Below are 15,948 nucleotides of genomic sequence, written 5' to 3'. Positions count from 1 at the left end.
CAGTGGGGCCATGCTTGACGACCTCGCGCGCATCGGACGCGACCCCGCCACCAACGGATATGTCAGGGACGCCTGGTCGGCCGCCGACCTGGAGCTGCGCGCGTGGTTCCGGGGCGAGGCCGGCCGGCGCGGGCTCGACACGCGCGAGGACCGCAACGGCAACCTGTGGGCCTGGTGGGGCGACCCGTCACGCGCGCCGGGCGTCGTCACGGGCAGCCATCTCGACTCCGTACGGCAGGGCGGCGCCTTCGACGGCCCGCTCGGCGTGGTCTCCGCCTTCGCCGCGCTCGACCTGCTGCGAGAGCGCGGTGTACGGCCCGCCAGGCCGCTGGGCGTCGCCTGCTTCACCGACGAGGAGGGCGCCCGGTTCGGCGTGCCCTGCGTCGGGTCGCGGCTGCTGACCGGGGTGCTCGCGCCGGACCGGGCGCTCGGGCTCACCGACGACTCCGGCGACACGCTCGCGGACGTCCTCACCCGGGCCGGCCGCCGGCCCGGAGACCTGGGCAAGGACGACGAGACCCTCGCCACGGTCGGCACGTTCGTGGAGCTCCACGTCGAGCAGGGCCGCGGGCTGGCCGGCACGGACAGCCCGGTGGGGGTGGCCAGTGCGATCTGGCCCCACGGCCGGTGGCGCTTCGACTTCCGCGGCCGGGCCGACCACGCGGGCACCACCCGGCTGGAGGACCGCGACGACCCGATGCTGCCGTTCGCCCGCATGGTGCTCGCCGCACGGGAGGCGGCCGGCCGGCACGGCGTCGTCGCGACCGTGGGCCGGGCCCGGATCTCGCCGGGCAACACCAACGCCGTCCCCGGGCTGGTGTCGGCCTGGCTCGACGCGCGCGGAGCGGAGGAGCCGGCCGTGCGCGCCCTGGTGGCGGAGCTGGCCGAGCAGGCGGGCGTGGCGGCCCGGGAGGAGTCGTGGACCCCGGTCGTGGACTTCGACACGCGCCTGCGCGACCGCCTGGCCGCCGTCGCCGGCCACGCCCTCGCCGGCCACGCCGGCGCGGAGGGGCCGTCGGTGCCGGTGCTTCCGACGGGGGCCGGGCACGACGCCGGCATCCTGGCCGCGGCGGGGGTGCCGACCGCGATGCTGTTCGTCCGCAACCCCACCGGCGTGTCCCACTCGCCCGAGGAGCACGCGGACCCCGCCGACTGCCAGGCTGGGGTGACCGCGCTCGCGAGCGTCCTGGAGGACCTGTGCCGCTGACGTACTGGTGCGAGCGCGCCTGGCTGCCCGAAGGCGTCACCGACGGCGTGCTCGTCGAGATCGAGGGCGACCGCATCGCCCGGGTCACCCGCGGAGAGCCCGGAGGCGCCGAGCGGCTCGCCGGTCTCACCATCCCGGGCCTGGCCAACGCCCACTCCCACGCCTTCCACCGGGCGCTGCGCGGCGCCACCCAGACAGGCACGGGCGACTTCTGGACCTGGCGCGACCAGATGTACCAGGTGGCGGCCCGCCTCGACCCCGAGTCCTACCTCGACCTAGCCCGCGCCGTCTACGCCGAGATGGCGCTGGCCGGGATCACCTGCGTCGGGGAGTTCCACTACCTGCACCACGGGCCGGACGGGCGGCCGTACGACGAGCCCAACATCATGGGTCACGCGCTGGTCCAGGCGGCCCGCGAGGCCGGGCTGCGGATCGCGCTGCTCGACGCCTGCTATCTGACAGGCGGTTTCGGCGCGCCGCTGGCCGGGGCGCAGATCCGCTTCGGCGACGGCGACTCCGAGCGGTGGGCGGTCCGGGCCGAGGCCCTGGCCGCCGCCTACGCGGGGCGTCCCGACGTGGAGATCGGCGTCGCCGTCCACTCCGTGCGCGCGGTGCCGCCGGAGCACGTGCCGGTGGTCGCCGAGTTCTCCCACCGGCGTGCCGTCCCGCTGCACGCCCACGTCTCCGAGCAGCCCGCCGAGAACGCGGCGTGCGTCGAGATGTACGCCGCCACCCCCGTGCGGATCCTGCACGAGCACGGCGCGCTCGGGCCGCGCTCCACCGCCGTCCACGCCACCCACCTGACCGAGGTGGACGTCGAGCTGCTCGGCCGCTCCGGCACCCACGTCTGCATGTGCCCCACCACCGAGCGCGACCTCGCCGACGGCATCGGCCCCGCCCGCGCCCTGTGCGAGCGCGGCTCGCCGATCACGCTCGGCTCCGACAGCCACGCCGTGATCGACCTGTTCGAGGAGGCGCGGGCGGTGGAGCTGGACGAGCGGCTCGCCACCCACCGGCGCGGTCACTGGCGGGCCGACGAGCTGCTGACCGCCGCCACCGGCACGGGCCACACCTCACTCGGGTTCCCCGACGCGGGGATGCTCGTCCCGGGCGCGTGGGCCGACCTGGTGTCGGTGCGCCTCGACTCGGTCCGCACGGCCGGCGCGGGCGGGGAGGCCGCGGTGGAGGCCGTCGTGTACGCGGCGACGGCGGCCGACGTGCACTCGGTGATCTCAGGAGGCCGCCGCGTGGTGAGCGAGGGCCGGCACGTGCTGGGCGACGTGGGCGCGATGCTGGCCCGCGCGATCGGCCGGGCGACGGAACGACCGTGAAGACGAGAGCCGCCCCCCGCGGGGCCGCCAGGGGAGGCACACCATGACCACGACGCTGATCGACGGGATCGGGCTGCTCTACACGGCCGACCCCGAACGCGAGGAGATCGAGGACGCGGCGCTCGTCGCCGAGGACGGCCGCGTCGTCTGGGTCGGCCCCGCGGCCCGCGCGCCCGAGGCCGACCGGCGTTTCGACGCCGGCGGCCGGTGCGTCGTCCCCGGGTTCGTCGACAGCCACGCGCACCTGGTCTTCGCCGGCGACCGGACCGCCGAGTTCGAGGCGCGCATGTCGGGCCGCCCGTACGCCGCGGGCGGCATCAGGACCACGGTCGAGGCCACCCGGAACGCCGGCGACGCCGAGTTGGCCACCCACGCCGCCGCCCTGGTGGCCGAGATGCTGGCGCAGGGCACGACCACGGTCGAGATCAAGAGCGGCTACGGGCTGAGCGTCGAGGACGAGCGGCGCTCGCTGGAGATCGCGACCGCGCTGACCGACGAGACGACGTTCCTCGGGGCGCACGTGGTGCCGGCCGGGACGTCGGCCGACGACTACGTGCGGCTGGTCACCGGGGAGATGCTGGCGGCCTGCGCGCCGTACGCGAAGTGGGTGGACGTCTTCTGCGACCGGGGAGCCTTCGACGGCGACCAGACGCGGGAGATCCTGCGCGCCGGGATCGCGGCCGGGCTCCAGGCCCGGGTCCACGCCGGGCAGCTTGGCCCCGGCCCGGGCGTGCGGATCGCCTGCGAGCTGGGCGCCGCCTCGGCCGACCACTGCACGCACCTCACCGACGAGGACGTGGACGCGCTCGCCTCCTCCGGCACGGTGGCGACGCTGCTGCCCGGGGCCGAGTTCTCCACCCGCTCGCCGTACCCCGACGCCCGGCGGCTCCTCGACGCCGGGGTGAGCGTCGCGCTGGCCACCGACTGCAACCCCGGCTCGTCGTTCACCTCCTCCATGCCGTTCTGCGTGGCGCTCGCCGTGCGGGAGATGGGGATGACGCCGCTGGAGGCGGTGCGCGCCGCGACGTACGGCGGGGCGCGCGCCCTGCGCCGCGCGGACGTAGGCTGGATCCGTCCCGGAGCGCGGGCCGACCTCGTCGTCCTCGACGCTCCCTCGTACGTACACCTCGCCTACCGGCCCGGCGTCCCCCTCGTTCACCAGGTGTTCCAGGCCGGTCTCCTCCTTGAGGAGGACCCGCAGAACCGTCCGCTGGTCGTATCCCTTTAGGGAATCTTTGCATCTCGCCGGACGTTGGCGGTTTATACACGCAGCTGCGGAACGAGGTGCCTGGGGATGGCAAGGCCTACGGGGAGTCGCACGCAGGAGCAGCACGTCGCCGAGCGCGATCTGCTGGGGACCTATCTGGCCGAGATCGGCCGGGTCCCGCTGCTCACGGCGGAGGAAGAGGTGGAGCTCGCCAAGCGCATCGAGGCGGGACTCTTCGCCGAGCAACTGCTCGACAGAGGGGGCTCGGAGCCGCGGATCGGGGACGCGGCGGACGAGGAGCTGGAGCGGCTGGCGGTGTCCGGCCGGCGGGCGAAGGACGAGTTCATCCAGGCCAACCTGCGGCTCGTGGTCGCGGTGGCGCGGAAGTACTCGGGACGGGGCATGCCACTGATCGACCTGGTCCAGGAGGGCAACCTGGGGCTGGTCCGGGCGGTGGAGAAGTTCGACTACAAGCGGGGCTACAAGTTCTCGACGTACGCCACGTGGTGGATCCGGCAGTCGGTGGGGCGGGCCATCCACGAGCAGGCGCGGCCGGTGCGGCTGCCCACGCACGCCGGTGAGCAGATGACCCGGCTGATGCGGGTGCGGCGCGACCTGCTCGCCGAGTTCGACGTCGAGCCGACCGACGACGACCTCGCCAACATTCTGGAGCTGCCGATCGAGCGGGTGCGCGAGCTGCGCCGCTGGGCCTCCGACCCGGTGTCGCTGCAGCTCGGGGTGGGCGACGAGGACGAGACCGAGCTCGGCGACATGATCGCCGACGAGACGTGGGCCGACCCCGAGCAGCAGGCCATCGACATCCTGGAGCGCGAGCGGCTCGACGAGTGGCTGACCGGCCTGGAGGGCGACACGCGCGACATGCTGCGCTGGCGCTACGGGCTGGTCGACGGGCGCGAGCACACGCTGACGGAGGTGGGTGAGCGCTACGGTATCGGCCGCGACCGCGCCCGCCGCATCGAGCGCGACGCGCTGGCCCGCCTGCGCCGCATGGCCACCGCCGCCGCCTGACGCATCCCTTCACGGAGCGCGCCGACCGGCGCGCTCCGGGCGTCCTCAGGCAGTGGCGGGGCCGAGGACCCGGTGGAGGAAGTTTTCGACGGCCGTCTCGGCCGCCTGTGCCGCCTCGGGGTCGCCGTCGCGCGCCACCAGCAGCGCGCTCTCGTTGATGGCCGCCAGCAGCATGTGCGCGTGCAGGTCGGCGAACTCCTCCGGGACCGCCTTCGTCGCCTGCAGGGCCGCCTTCAGCATGCCGAACGCGTAGCGCTCCTCCATGGCCCGCCAGCGCTCCCAGCCCAGCACCGAGGGCGCGTCGATCAGCACGATGCGTCGCACGACCGGGTCGCCCGCCAGCCGCACCCACTCCAGGCACCCCGTCACCAGGGCCTGCCGTGGATCGTCGACGCCCCGCACCGACGCGATGATCGCCCGGCCCACCTCCGCCTCCACGGCCTCCAGGACCGCCTCGAACAGCGCGTCCTTGCCCGCGTAGTGGTGGTAGAGCGCGCCCCGGCTCAGGCCCGACTCGTGCAGCACGGCCTCGATCGAGGTGCCCTCGTAGCCGTGCTCGGCGAACAGGCGGCGGGCGATGGCGACGACCCGTTCGCGCGTGGCGGCGCCGCGCTCTGCCCTGAGATTCATCCCTCCACTCTAGACATACCGACTCTTGGTCGGTTATTTTCCAGACCGACAGTCGGTATGTCTAGAGTGGAGGACACCATGGCCAAGGCCGCTGGGCTGACCTACGTGGACGAGGGCGACGGGCCCGTGACGCTGTTCCTGCACGGCGTGGGGACCGGCTCGCACCTGTGGCGCAACGTCATCGCCGAGCTGCGCGGCGAGCGCCGCTGCGTGGCGCCGGACCTGCCCGTGCACGGCGGCAGCGAGATCCGCGAGGACCTGTCGCTGCCGGCGCTCGCGGAGGCGATCGAGGAGTTCTGCGCGGAGCTGGAGCTCGGCGAGGTCGACCTGGTCGCCAACGACACGGGCGGCGCCGTCGCCCAGATCCTCGCCGTCCGGCACCCCGAACGGCTCCGTACGCTCACCCTGACCAACTGCGACGTCCACGAGGACACGCCGCCCCCGGCGTTCGTGCCCACGGTCGAGCTGGCCGCGCGCGGCGAGCTCGTGCCGCTCGTCGAGACGCTCCTCGGCCGGCCCGACCTGCTCTCGGTCACCGCGTACGGCGTGAGCTACGAGCAGGTCGAGGACCCGGCGGCGGTCGTCGAGGCGTACCTGCGGCCGATCCTGTCCAAGCCCGGAGGGGGCGAGGCGTTCGAGCGGATGCTGACCTCGGTCGACGCCAAGGACATGATCGCCATCGAGCCGCTGCTGACCGTCCTGGCCGTGCCCGCGCTCGTGGTGTGGGGGACCGGGGACGTCTTCTTCGACGTGAAGTGGGCGCGGTGGCTGCGCGACACGATCCCCGGCGTGCGCAAGGTGGTCGAGATCGAGGGCGGCCGGTTGTTCTTCCCCGAGGAGCGGGCCGCCGAGCTCGTCCCCCATCTGCGCGCGTTCTGGGAGTCGGAGGGGTGAGCGCCGCTCAGCGCTCGGGCGCGGGGGTGATCTGGAAGAAGGCCGCCTTCCACTCGCCGTCCGTGCGCACCAGCGCCGTCGTCGCGTAGACGCGCATCGTCCGCTCGGTGGTGCCGCCCACGAGCATGTCGATCTCGACCGTGCTCGTGTGGACCGCACTGTCCTCGGTGAGCATCACGACCTTGTGGTCGGACTGGTCGGTGCGGGTGTACGGGTTCCGGTTCTCGGCGAACCCCTTGAGCGTGGCGTCGCGATCGGTCACCACGCCCCAGGGGGAGACGCTCACCACGTCGGCGGTGAGGAAACGGTCGTAGAAGGCGGCGTCGCCGTTCCTGTTCGCCTCCCACGCCTTCTCGGTCAGGGCGATCAGCTCTTGCATGGGGCATCTCCTCGGGTCGGGGGTACACCGGTTTGACCGGTGTCAGTGTTACAGTGCTGGAGTGGATGGCGCAAGCGGGACGGCAGCGAGCGCGGGCGGGATGACGCTGACGGGCGGTGACGGGCAGCGGTTCCGGTTCGACGCGGGCACGCTCTGCCTGGAGTTCCTGCTCAGCGGGGCGGTGGAGCCGTGGGAGCAGTTGCGCGAGCCCGGCGATCTGGCGGCGTGGATCGCCCGGACGCGGCTCAGGATCGAGGGGCCGGTGCTGGCGGGGCCCGGCGACCTGCCGGTGGCCAGGCGGCTGCGGGCCGCGATCTGGCGGCTGGCCGTACGGGCCGCCGGCGCCGAGGGCCTCCCCGGCGTCCCGCCCCCGATCGAGGACCCGTACGACGAGGTGGCGGGGAAGGCGGGGGACGACCTTAAGGTGCTGAACGAGGCGGCCGCGGCGCCGCCACCCGCCCCGGTGATCGGGGGGAACCTGGAAAGGGGGTGGGCCTACCCCGTGACGGGGCCGCAGTTCCTGTCGGCGGTGGCCCGCGACGCGATCGAGCTGTTCAGCGGCCCCCGGGCCGGGCGGGTGCGGATGTGCGCGGGGGACAACTGCCACCTGATCTTCCTCGACACCTCGCGTCCCGGCGCCCGCCGCTGGTGCTCGATGAGCCGCTGCGGCAACCGCCAGAAGCTCCGCACGCGGCGCTCATAGGCCCACCGGCCGCGCGGGCTGAAGCGCCGCCGAGGCGGGCCGGGACAAGCGCTCAGGCCAGGGGGGTCAGGTAGCGGTCGAGGTCGTCGAGGATCCTGCCGGCCGCCGTGACGCCGATGCCGAGCATCCAGATCTCGTCGTCCACGTTGTAGGCGTGTCCCGCCTTGACGGCCGCGAGGTTCTTCCACAGCGGGCCGCCCGTCACCGCCGCCTGGCTCTTGGCGGCCGCGTCGCCGTACGCGCTGTAGAAGACGGCGTCGGCGTCGGCCTGGGCGATGTTCTCCTGGCTGAGCTTGCCGAAGCGCTTGTCGGCCTGGCTCGCCAGCATCTGCGCCTCGGGCCGGGGGATGCCCGCGTCCCCGACGACGATGCCGCTGAACGACTCCGGGCCGTACATGCGGATCTCCGTCGGCATGAAGCGGACGATGCTCACCTTCAGCGAGGTGAACTTGGCGCCCACCTGCCGGGCCCGGGCCTCGTAGGCCGACAGCAGCTCGGCGGCCTTCTCCTTCTTGCCCAGCGCCTCGGCGTCGAGCAGGAAGTTCTGCTTCCAGGTGACGCCCACCTTCTCCGTGAACACCGTGGGCGCGATCTTGCTCAGCTTGTCGTAGAAGGCGGCCTGGCGGAACTTGGAGCCCAGGATCAGGTCCGGCTTCAGCGCCATGATCGCTTCGAGGTTGAGCTGCTGGAGCGTGCCGACCGGCTTGGTGGCCGACAGCGCCGACCCGAGGTACTTCGGCCACGCCTGGTTCTCGGCGGCCTGCGCCGCGCCCACCGGCGCAAGGCCGAGCGACACCATCGTGTCGAGCTTGTCGGTGTCGAGCACCACGACCCGCCTGGGCTCCGCGGGCACCTTGGTCTCGCCCATGGCGTGCTTGACGGTTCGGGTCGGGCCGGCCTCCTGCGGCGCCGTGGAGGTGCCGCAGGCGGCGAGGGCGAGAAGGGGGAGCAAGGCCGCGGCGGCCAGGCGGAGACGCATGGGCATTCCTTGATCGTTTAGGTAAGGCAAACCTAAGTGTAGTGGTCACCGCGCCCCAAATGCCGGGTGTGAAAAGGCCGAAACACCCTCGAAACACCAGTGTGGCGAGATTCACGAACGTGAAACACACCTGGTCGAGCCACGAAACTCCGGACGAACACGCTGTGGCCACACGTCATATGTAAGGAGGGTCGCGTCGTGAAGATCGACAGCGGCACGACTGCCTGGATGCTCACGGCCACCGCGTTGGTGCTGCTGATGACTCCGGGCCTCGCGTTCTTCTACGGGGGCATGACCAGGGCCAAGAGTGTCCTGAACATGATGATGATGTCGTTCGTCGCCATCATCACAGTGACGATCGCCTGGGTGCTCTACGGGCACTCGCTGGCGTTCAGCGACAATTCGATGTCGTGGCTGAACCAGTTCGTCGGCGGCCTCGACCACGTCGGCCTGCAGAGCCTCGTCAACACGGCGACCAAGACCGACGGCACGGGCATGCCCAGCCTGGTCTTCTCGGCCTTCCAGCTGACGTTCGCCATCATCACGGTCGCCCTGATCAGCGGCGCGATCGCGGACCGCGCGAAGTTCGGCGCCTGGGTGCTGTTCAGCTTCGTCTGGGCCACGATCGTGTACTTCCCCGTCGCCCACTGGGTCTGGGGCACCGGCTGGCTGAACACCCTCGGCATCGAGGACTTCGCCGGCGGCACGGTCGTCCACATCAACGCCGGAGCGGCGGCCCTGGCCCTCGCCCTGGTCCTCGGCAGGCGCAAGGGCTGGCGCAAGGAGCCCATGCGCCCGCACAACCTGACGCTGGTCCTGCTCGGCGCCGGTCTGCTGTGGTTCGGCTGGTTCGGCTTCAACGCCGGCTCCGAGCTCGCGGTGGACGGCACGGCCGGCCTGGCGTTCATGAACACGCAGATCGCCACCGCCGTCGCGGCCGGCGCCTGGCTCGTCGTGGAGAAGATGCGCGACGGCCACGCCACCAGCCTCGGCGTCGCCTCCGGCGCGGTCGCCGGCCTGGTGGCCATCACGCCCGCCTGTGGCTTCGTCGACCCGTGGGCCGCGCTGCTCATCGGCCTGATCGCCGGCGCGGTCTGCGCCTACGCCGTCGGCCTGAAGTACAAGCTCAACTACGACGACTCGCTCGACGTGGTCGGCGTCCACCTGGTGGGCGGCGTCATCGGCGCCGTCTCCCTGGGCTTCCTGGCCGCCTACCCCTTCCTTGAGCAGCAGAACAAGGGCCTGTTCTACGGCGGCGGCCTGACCCAGCTCGGCCTCCAGGTGCTCGGCCCGGTCGCTATCGGCGGCTACTCCTTCGTCGTCACCTGGGTGCTCGGCAAGATCATCGACAAGGTGATGGGCTTCCGGGTGCCGGAGGACCAGGAGGTCACCGGCATCGACATCACCACCCACGCCGAGACCGGCTACGACCTCGGCACCGTCCACGCCTCCGGCGTGGCATCCCCCAGCGGGCCCGCCGTCAGCCCGGCGCCTAAGAAGGTGGACGCATGAGACTCATCACCGCGGTCATCAAGCCCTTCAAGCTCGATGACGTGAAGGCCGCCCTGGAGCAGTTCGGCATCAAGGGCATGACAGTCAGCGAGGCCAGCGGCTACGGCCGGCAGCGCGGCCACACCGAGGTCTACCGGGGCGCCGAGTACCAGGTCGACCTGGTGCCCAAGGTCCGCCTGGAGGTGCTGGCGGACGAGGACGACGCCGAGGACGTGATCGACGTCATCGTCAAGGCGGCGCAGACCGGGAAGATCGGCGACGGCAAGGTCTGGTCGGTGCCCGTGGACACGGTCATCCGCGTCCGCACCGGCGAGCGCGGCCTGGACGCCCTCTAGGCACGGGCGGAGGACCATCCGGCGTGGACGACGGCGTCCGCGCCGGATCGGCGAGGCATGGCAGATGGATCGGCAGCGAGACGAGGGCGTCCGGACGGAGCCCGGCGAGGGGACGTCTTGAGGGGAGAAGCTCGCTCGTACGCCGCGGCCCGCAAGGAGCGGGCCGCGGACACCGACCGCTGGCTGAAGGACCTCTTCCGAACGGCGAGCGACGGCGACAACGTCTCCCTGGTCGCCGTCGGCAGCCTGGGGCGCGGCGAGCTGGCTCCGGGCAGCGACCTCGACCTGGTGCTGCTGCACGGCGGCCGGGGCGACGTCGGCAGGGTGGCGGACCGCATCTGGTACCCGATCTGGGACTCCGGCATAGGCCTCGACCACTCGGTACGGACCGTGGACGAGGCCGTGGCGGTGGCCAGGGACGACCTGAAGGCGGTCCTCGGCCTCATCCAGGCCCGGCACGTGGCCGGTGACCCGGAGCTGACCAGGAAGGTCAGGGAGTCGGTGCTGGCCGAGTGGCGGGCCGACTCCCGGCGCAGGCTCGGCGAGCTGCGTGAGGCGGCCGACAAGCGGGCGCAGGTCAGCGGCGAGGTCGCCTTCCTGCTGGAGCCCGACCTCAAGGACGGCCGCGGCGGGCTGCGCGACCTCCAGGCCATGCAGGCCGTGGCCGCGGCCTGGGTGGCCTCGGCCCCCGGTCCGCGGGCCCGCGAGGCGTACGAGTTCATCCTGGACGTGCGGCACGCGCTGCACGTCGTCACCGCCCGGGGCGCCGACCGGCTCGTCCTGCAGGAGCAGGAGGCCGTCGCCGGGCTGCTCGGCCTGCTCGACGCGGAGGCGCTGATGCGGCGGCTCGCGGAGGCGGGCCGGACGATCTCCCACGCGTTCGACGTGACCTGGCGCACGGTTGACAGGCTGGTGTCAGGGCCGGCGCCGCGCGGCCGGCGTCCGCTGGCCGACGGCGTGGTCGAGCACGGCGGCGAGGTGGTGCTGGCCAGGGGCGCCGACCCCCGCAAGGACCCCCTGCTGGTGCTGCGCGCCGCCGCCGCGGCGGCCGACTCCGGGCTGCCGCTGGCGCCCGCGACGGTGTCCGTCCTCGCAGCTCAGTCCCCTCCGCTGCCGGTCCCCTGGCCGGACGAGGCCCGCGACGCGCTGGTGTCGATCCTCGGCGCGGGCCGCGCCGCCGTGCCCGTGTGGGAGGAGCTCGACCAGGCGGGCATCCTTGTCAAGATGCTTCCTGACTGGGAGCGCGTGCGCCACCGCCCCCAGCGCAACCCGATCCACCGCTTCACCGTCGACCGGCACCTCATCGAGGCCGCCGCGAACGCCGCCGGCCACACCCGTGAGGTGTCCCGCCCCGACCTGCTGCTGATCGCGGCGCTGCTGCACGACATCGGCAAGGGCTGGCCCGGCGACCACTCGGCGACGGGTGAGGTCGTGGTGCGCGACATCGCCGCCCACATCGGCCTGCCGCCGGCGGACGTGGAGATCCTGGCCACCGTGGTGCGCCACCACCTCCTGCTGCCGGAGACGGCGACGCGGCGCGATCTCGACGACCCCGTGACGATCGAGAAGGTCGCGGGCACGGTCGGCACGCGGGAGGTGCTGGACCTGCTGGCGGCGCTCGCGGTGGCCGACGGCCACGCCACCGGCCCGGCGGCCTGGAATGCCTGGAAGGCCGGTCTGGTCGCCGATCTCGTGCGCCGCGTCCGGTCGGTCCTGTCGGGCTCGCCGCCGCCCAAGGCGCCCACCCTGTCCCCGGAGCAGGCCGCCCTGGCCCGGCACGGCGGCGGAGCGGTCCGCGTCAACGGCGGCGCGGTCACGGTCGTCGCCCCCGATCGCATCGGCCTGTTGTGGAACGCGGCCGGGGTGCTGGCCGCCCATCGGCTGATCGTCCGCTCGGCCGCCTCGGCCTCCGCGGGATCCACCGCGGTGATCGAGTTCTCCGTGGTCCCCGAGTACGGCTCACCCCCGGACCCCGCCACGCTGGAAGCCGACCTCCGCCTCGTCCTTGCCGGCCGTCTTGACATCGAGCAACGGCTGGCCCGCCGGAGCCGGTACGTGAGGCCCTCTCGCGTTCCGGTCGCGCCACCCCGTGTGACCTTGGTGGACGACGCCTCGGCGACCGCCACGGTGGTGGAAGTCAGGGCCCATGACAGGCCGGGACTCCTGTGGCGCATCGGACGGGCGTTCGGTGAGTGCGGTCTTGACGTGAGAGCGGCTCGCGTGGAGACTCTCGGCGCGGAGGCGGTGGACGTCTTCTACGTGGTCGATCGCGCCGGACGTCCCCTCAGTGACGACGCGCAGCGGGGCCAGGTCCGCGATCTGGTGCTGGCGGCACTGCGCTGAACCACTCACGACGGGACTGGTCACATATGTAACGATTGCATCCGATTTGCGTAGGTAGTCCCATGCTGCGGATACCTTGTGGACGTCCTACGGCCCGTGGAGCGCGGGATTGATTGAGGGGTTGCGGAAGCAGTGACTACGGGGAACTCCGACAGCGGCCAGGCCGCCGGGCGGGGCCGCGAGGGGCGATCCCCATCGCCTCGGCTCGGGCTGCGCAACTGGCGCGTGAGATGGCGTCTGACCGCCCTCATCCTGGTTCCCACCGTCGTCTGCGTGGCGCTGGGGGGCGCCCGCGTGGTCGGTTCGATCCAGAGCATCAGCGACTACGAGCGCACCATCCGCGCCGCCGAGGACGCGGGCCACATCCGCGACCTCGTCCAGGCCGTGGGCCTGGAGCGGGACACGGGCGGCGGCTGGGTCGACGCCACCAGGGCCCTGCGCAGGAAGCTCGCCAAGCCGTACGCCGAGCGCAAGGCCGCCGTCGACCAGCTCGTGAAGACCGTGCAGGCCGACATGAACGCCATGGACGACTCGTACGGCGTCCGCGTCCTCGACGTCGTCAAGCGGGCCCGGCTCGACATCCGCCAGCTGCCCCGCACCCGCACCGAGGGCCAGCGCGACACCACGCGCTACAACACCCTGCTCGACACGCTGCTCCGCCTGCACGACGAGCTGAGCCTGCTCACCGACGACTCGCAGATCATCGGCCAGTTCCGCGCGCTGGGCGCCATCGCGCGCGCCAAGGAGGAGATCTCCCGCCAGCGCGTCCAGCTCCTCAAGGGCTACTACAACCCGGGGAGCATGGACGCCAAGGAGGTCGAGCGGTTCATCGCCTCCAACGCCGCCCAGCGCTCCGACATCACCACCGTCGGACAGGAGGCCGGCCCCCAGGTCGCCATCCAGCTGCAGAAGGCGCTGACCAGGCCGGAGTACTACAACACCGAGCTGATCAAGTCGCGCGCCATCACGCTGGCCAGCGGCAAGGAGCCGGGCGTCCGCATCCGGCAGAACCTGCTCGCCTCTACCGACCCCGGCAAGATCTCGGCCGCCGACCAGTGGTTCAGCGACAACGCCACCACGATCAGCGCCCTCCACTCGGTGGAGGAGGACATCAACAAGAAGCTGGCCCTGCGCGGCACCGAGCTGCGTGACGCCGAGGTGCGCAACGCGGTCATCGCCGGTGTCCTCATCCTCGCCCTGCTGCTGCTCGTCGCGCTGCTCACCGTCGCCATCGCGCGCTCCATGGTCACCCCGCTGCGCCGGCTGCGCACCGAGGCCCTGGAGATCGCCGGCTTCCGGCTGCCGGACGTGGTCCGCAAGCTGCGCCTCAACGGCGACGTGGTGCCGGAGGTCCGGCCGATCGACGTCGAGGGCAGCGACGAGATCGGCGAGGTGGCCAAGGCCTTCGACCAGGTCCACCGGCAGGCCGTCCGGCTGGCGGGCGAGGAGGCCGAGCTGCGCGGCAACATCAGCTCGATGTTCGTCAACCTCTCGCGCCGCACCCAGACGCTGGTCGAGCGGCAGATCTCCCTCATCGACGGCCTGGAGAAGGGCGAGCAGGACGGCGGCCGGCTGGCCGACCTGTTCAAGCTCGACCACCTGGCCACCCGCATGCGGCGCAACTCCGAGAACCTCCTGGTCCTCGCCGGCCACGAGCCCTCCCGCCGGCGCAGCCAGCCGGCCAAGCTCGTGGACGTCGTGCGCGCCGCCCTGTCGGAGGTCGAGGGGTACGAGCGCGTCCAGGTGAAGGTCCACCGGGGCACCTCGGTGGTCGGCAGTGCCGCGAACGACCTCGTCCACCTCGTGGCCGAGCTGGTCGAGAACGCCCTGCAGTTCTCCCCGAGCAACGCCCAGGTCTCCGTGACGAGCAGCCTCATCGAGGGCGGCGGCGCGCTGCTGTCGGTGACGGACGCCGGCATCAGCATGACCGAGGACGAGCTGACCGAGGCCAACCGCCGCCTCGCCGAGCCGCCCGTCGTGGACGTGTCGGTCTCGCGGCGCATGGGCCTGTTCGTGGTCGGACGGCTGGCCCTGCGCCACGGCATCCGCGTCCAGCTCCGCAAGGGCGACGGCAACGGCCTGATCGCCATGGTGCTGCTGCCTCCGGCGCTCGTCGCCGACGGCTCCCAGCCGCCGCTGCCGCAGCGCCCCGCGTTCGCTGGCAGCGGCGACCCGGCCGGCGTCGCCCCGGCGGGCCGCGGGCCCGGCCTCGGCGGCTCCAGCCTGACCAGCCCCGGCCTGGCCGGTACGGGTCTCACCGGTCCTGGCCTGGCCGGTCCGGGGCTCGGCGGACCCGCTCTGGCGGGCAGTGGCGCCGGCGGACCCGGCGGGAGCGGGGGCGGCGGTCGGCACGGCACGCCCGCGCAGAACGGCTCCTTCCGCTCCTTCGGCAGCCTCGACTCCTTCGGCACCGCGGGCAACGGCACGGGCCGCCCCGGCGGGCCGCCCTTCACCGCCGACACCGACGGCGGCGCCCTGCGGCAGCCGTCGTACGACACCGGCGGCTTCCCCTCGTACCCGAGCCCGGATGCGCCCGGCGGCTTCCCGTCGTACCCGAGCCCCGACGCGCCCGGTGGCTTCCCGTCGTACCCGAGCCCCGACGCGCCCGGCGGCTTCCCGTCCCATCCCGGTCAGGAGGGCGCCGGCGGCTTCCCGTCGGCCCCGCCGGCCCCCGGCACCCGGGGACCCCGCAGGGAGGGCCTGCCCCGCAGGGAGGACCTCCCCGGCCGCGAGGACATGCCGAGCCGGGACCCCTTCCCCAGCCGGGAGCCCCTCCCCAGCCGCGACGCGTTCCCGAGCCGCGACGGATTTGCCGGCCGTGAGGGCTTCCCCAGCCGCGAGGGCTTCCCGGGCGCCGGAAGTGGTAATGGCGCGTTCCAGACGCCGCCGCCGGCGCCGGCCGCCTCGGGGTACAGCACCGCTGACGTGCGCAGACCCGAGTCGCCGCCCTCGGTGGACGTGTCCCCGATGGACAAGGGCCAGGAGGAGTACCTGCCGATCTTCGCCTCGGTGGAGTCGGCCTGGTTCCGCCGCCCGCCGGGCGAGCAGGCGACCTCGGCGCCCGGCCGTGATGAGCACAACCCATCGCAAGCCGTAGTCTCTGGGGAGGAAGCGTGGCGAACGGCCGCGGACGCCGGTTGGCGTGCGGCGGCCGCGGCCAGCGACCCCAGTCTCGGCGGCATCACCGCCGCCGGGCTGCCCAAGCGCACCCCCAAGGCCAACCTGGTCCCAGGTACGGCCGGCTCGCAGGCCGCGCAGCCGCAACGGCAGCAGCGGCAGGCGCCGGCGCCACCGGTCTCCGCTGACCGGATGCGCAGCCGGATGGCCAGCTTCCAGCAGGGAGTGCGCCGGGGACGGGCGGAAGTACGCGAACAGGAGGAACAAGAGTGAGCGAGCGTC

The 15,948-nt window shown here is 73.0% G+C and carries 13 protein-coding genes; 10 read left to right on the top strand and 3 right to left on the bottom strand.

The window, feature by feature from the left end:
- The first annotated feature begins 10 nt into the window (after window positions 1-10).
- The 4 genes from ACIBG4_RS41505 to ACIBG4_RS41490 all read left to right on the top strand — a co-directional run bounded on the left by ACIBG4_RS41505 (window position 11) and on the right by ACIBG4_RS41490 (window position 4,774).
- Window positions 11-1,207, top strand: a complete 1,197-nt coding sequence (locus ACIBG4_RS41505; RefSeq protein WP_397208063.1) for an allantoate amidohydrolase — start codon at window positions 11-13, stop codon at window positions 1,205-1,207.
- The gene (locus ACIBG4_RS41500) at window positions 1,198-2,538 is read left to right on the top strand and encodes a formimidoylglutamate deiminase (RefSeq protein ID WP_397208061.1); all 1,341 of its coding nucleotides are present in this window, start codon (window positions 1,198-1,200) and stop codon (window positions 2,536-2,538) included. Before ACIBG4_RS41505 ends, ACIBG4_RS41500 begins: the two co-directional genes overlap by 10 nt.
- 43 nt (window positions 2,539-2,581) lie before the next feature.
- A complete protein-coding gene (gene hutI / locus ACIBG4_RS41495; RefSeq protein ID WP_397208059.1) occupies window positions 2,582-3,766 on the top strand; it encodes an imidazolonepropionase in 1,185 nt (394 codons plus the stop codon).
- 66 nt (window positions 3,767-3,832) lie between these two features.
- A complete protein-coding gene (locus ACIBG4_RS41490; protein WP_397208057.1) occupies window positions 3,833-4,774 on the top strand; it encodes an RNA polymerase sigma factor RpoD/SigA in 942 nt (313 codons plus the stop codon).
- A 45-nt stretch (window positions 4,775-4,819) separates the two neighbouring features.
- On the opposite strand, the gene ACIBG4_RS41485 is transcribed toward ACIBG4_RS41490, so the two are convergent.
- Window positions 4,820-5,404 (bottom strand): TetR/AcrR family transcriptional regulator, encoded by a 585-nt coding sequence (locus ACIBG4_RS41485; protein ID WP_397208055.1) that lies wholly within the window; start codon window positions 5,402-5,404, stop codon window positions 4,820-4,822.
- Between the two features lie 78 nt (window positions 5,405-5,482).
- Here ACIBG4_RS41485 and ACIBG4_RS41480 point away from each other — a divergent pair, with 78 nt between their 5' ends.
- A complete protein-coding gene (locus ACIBG4_RS41480) occupies window positions 5,483-6,298 on the top strand; it encodes an alpha/beta fold hydrolase (protein WP_397208053.1) in 816 nt (271 codons plus the stop codon).
- A 7-nt stretch (window positions 6,299-6,305) separates the two neighbouring features.
- Here ACIBG4_RS41480 and ACIBG4_RS41475 read toward each other — a convergent pair whose 3' ends face one another.
- Complete coding sequence (locus ACIBG4_RS41475; RefSeq protein WP_397208051.1) at window positions 6,306-6,677, bottom strand: nuclear transport factor 2 family protein; 372 nt, start codon at window positions 6,675-6,677, stop codon at window positions 6,306-6,308.
- A 61-nt stretch (window positions 6,678-6,738) separates the two neighbouring features.
- On the opposite strand from ACIBG4_RS41475, the gene ACIBG4_RS41470 reads away from it, so the two are divergent.
- Entirely contained in the window at window positions 6,739-7,380 is a 642-nt protein-coding gene (locus ACIBG4_RS41470) for a CGNR zinc finger domain-containing protein (protein WP_397208049.1), read from the top strand.
- A 52-nt stretch (window positions 7,381-7,432) separates the two neighbouring features.
- Here the strand turns inward: ACIBG4_RS41470 and ACIBG4_RS41465 are convergent, their stop codons facing one another.
- A complete protein-coding gene (locus ACIBG4_RS41465; protein WP_397208047.1) occupies window positions 7,433-8,359 on the bottom strand; it encodes an ABC transporter substrate-binding protein in 927 nt (308 codons plus the stop codon).
- A 198-nt stretch (window positions 8,360-8,557) separates the two neighbouring features.
- Between ACIBG4_RS41465 and ACIBG4_RS41460 the strand changes: the two genes are divergently transcribed.
- The 4 genes from ACIBG4_RS41460 to ACIBG4_RS41445 all read left to right on the top strand — a co-directional run bounded on the left by ACIBG4_RS41460 (window position 8,558) and on the right by ACIBG4_RS41445 (window position 15,939).
- Window positions 8,558-9,871 (top strand): ammonium transporter, encoded by a 1,314-nt coding sequence (locus ACIBG4_RS41460; protein WP_397208045.1) that lies wholly within the window; start codon window positions 8,558-8,560, stop codon window positions 9,869-9,871.
- Window positions 9,868-10,206 (top strand): P-II family nitrogen regulator, encoded by a 339-nt coding sequence (locus tag ACIBG4_RS41455; protein ID WP_355447436.1) that lies wholly within the window; start codon window positions 9,868-9,870, stop codon window positions 10,204-10,206. The genes ACIBG4_RS41460 and ACIBG4_RS41455 overlap by 4 nt, the downstream gene beginning before the upstream one ends.
- A gap of 117 nt (window positions 10,207-10,323) precedes the next feature.
- A complete protein-coding gene (locus ACIBG4_RS41450) occupies window positions 10,324-12,549 on the top strand; it encodes a [protein-PII] uridylyltransferase (RefSeq protein ID WP_397208042.1) in 2,226 nt (741 codons plus the stop codon).
- 225 nt (window positions 12,550-12,774) lie between these two features.
- Window positions 12,775-15,939 (top strand): nitrate- and nitrite sensing domain-containing protein, encoded by a 3,165-nt coding sequence (locus tag ACIBG4_RS41445; protein ID WP_397208040.1) that lies wholly within the window; start codon window positions 12,775-12,777, stop codon window positions 15,937-15,939.
- Window positions 15,940-15,948: the final 9 nt, after the last annotated feature.

The sequence above is a fragment of the Nonomuraea sp. NPDC050383 genome, from assembly GCF_044459125.1.
GTDB lineage: Bacteria > Actinomycetota > Actinomycetes > Streptosporangiales > Streptosporangiaceae > Nonomuraea.
The sequence above is the reverse complement of the archived record's forward strand: the minus strand, read 5'-3'. Positions and strand labels throughout refer to the sequence as shown.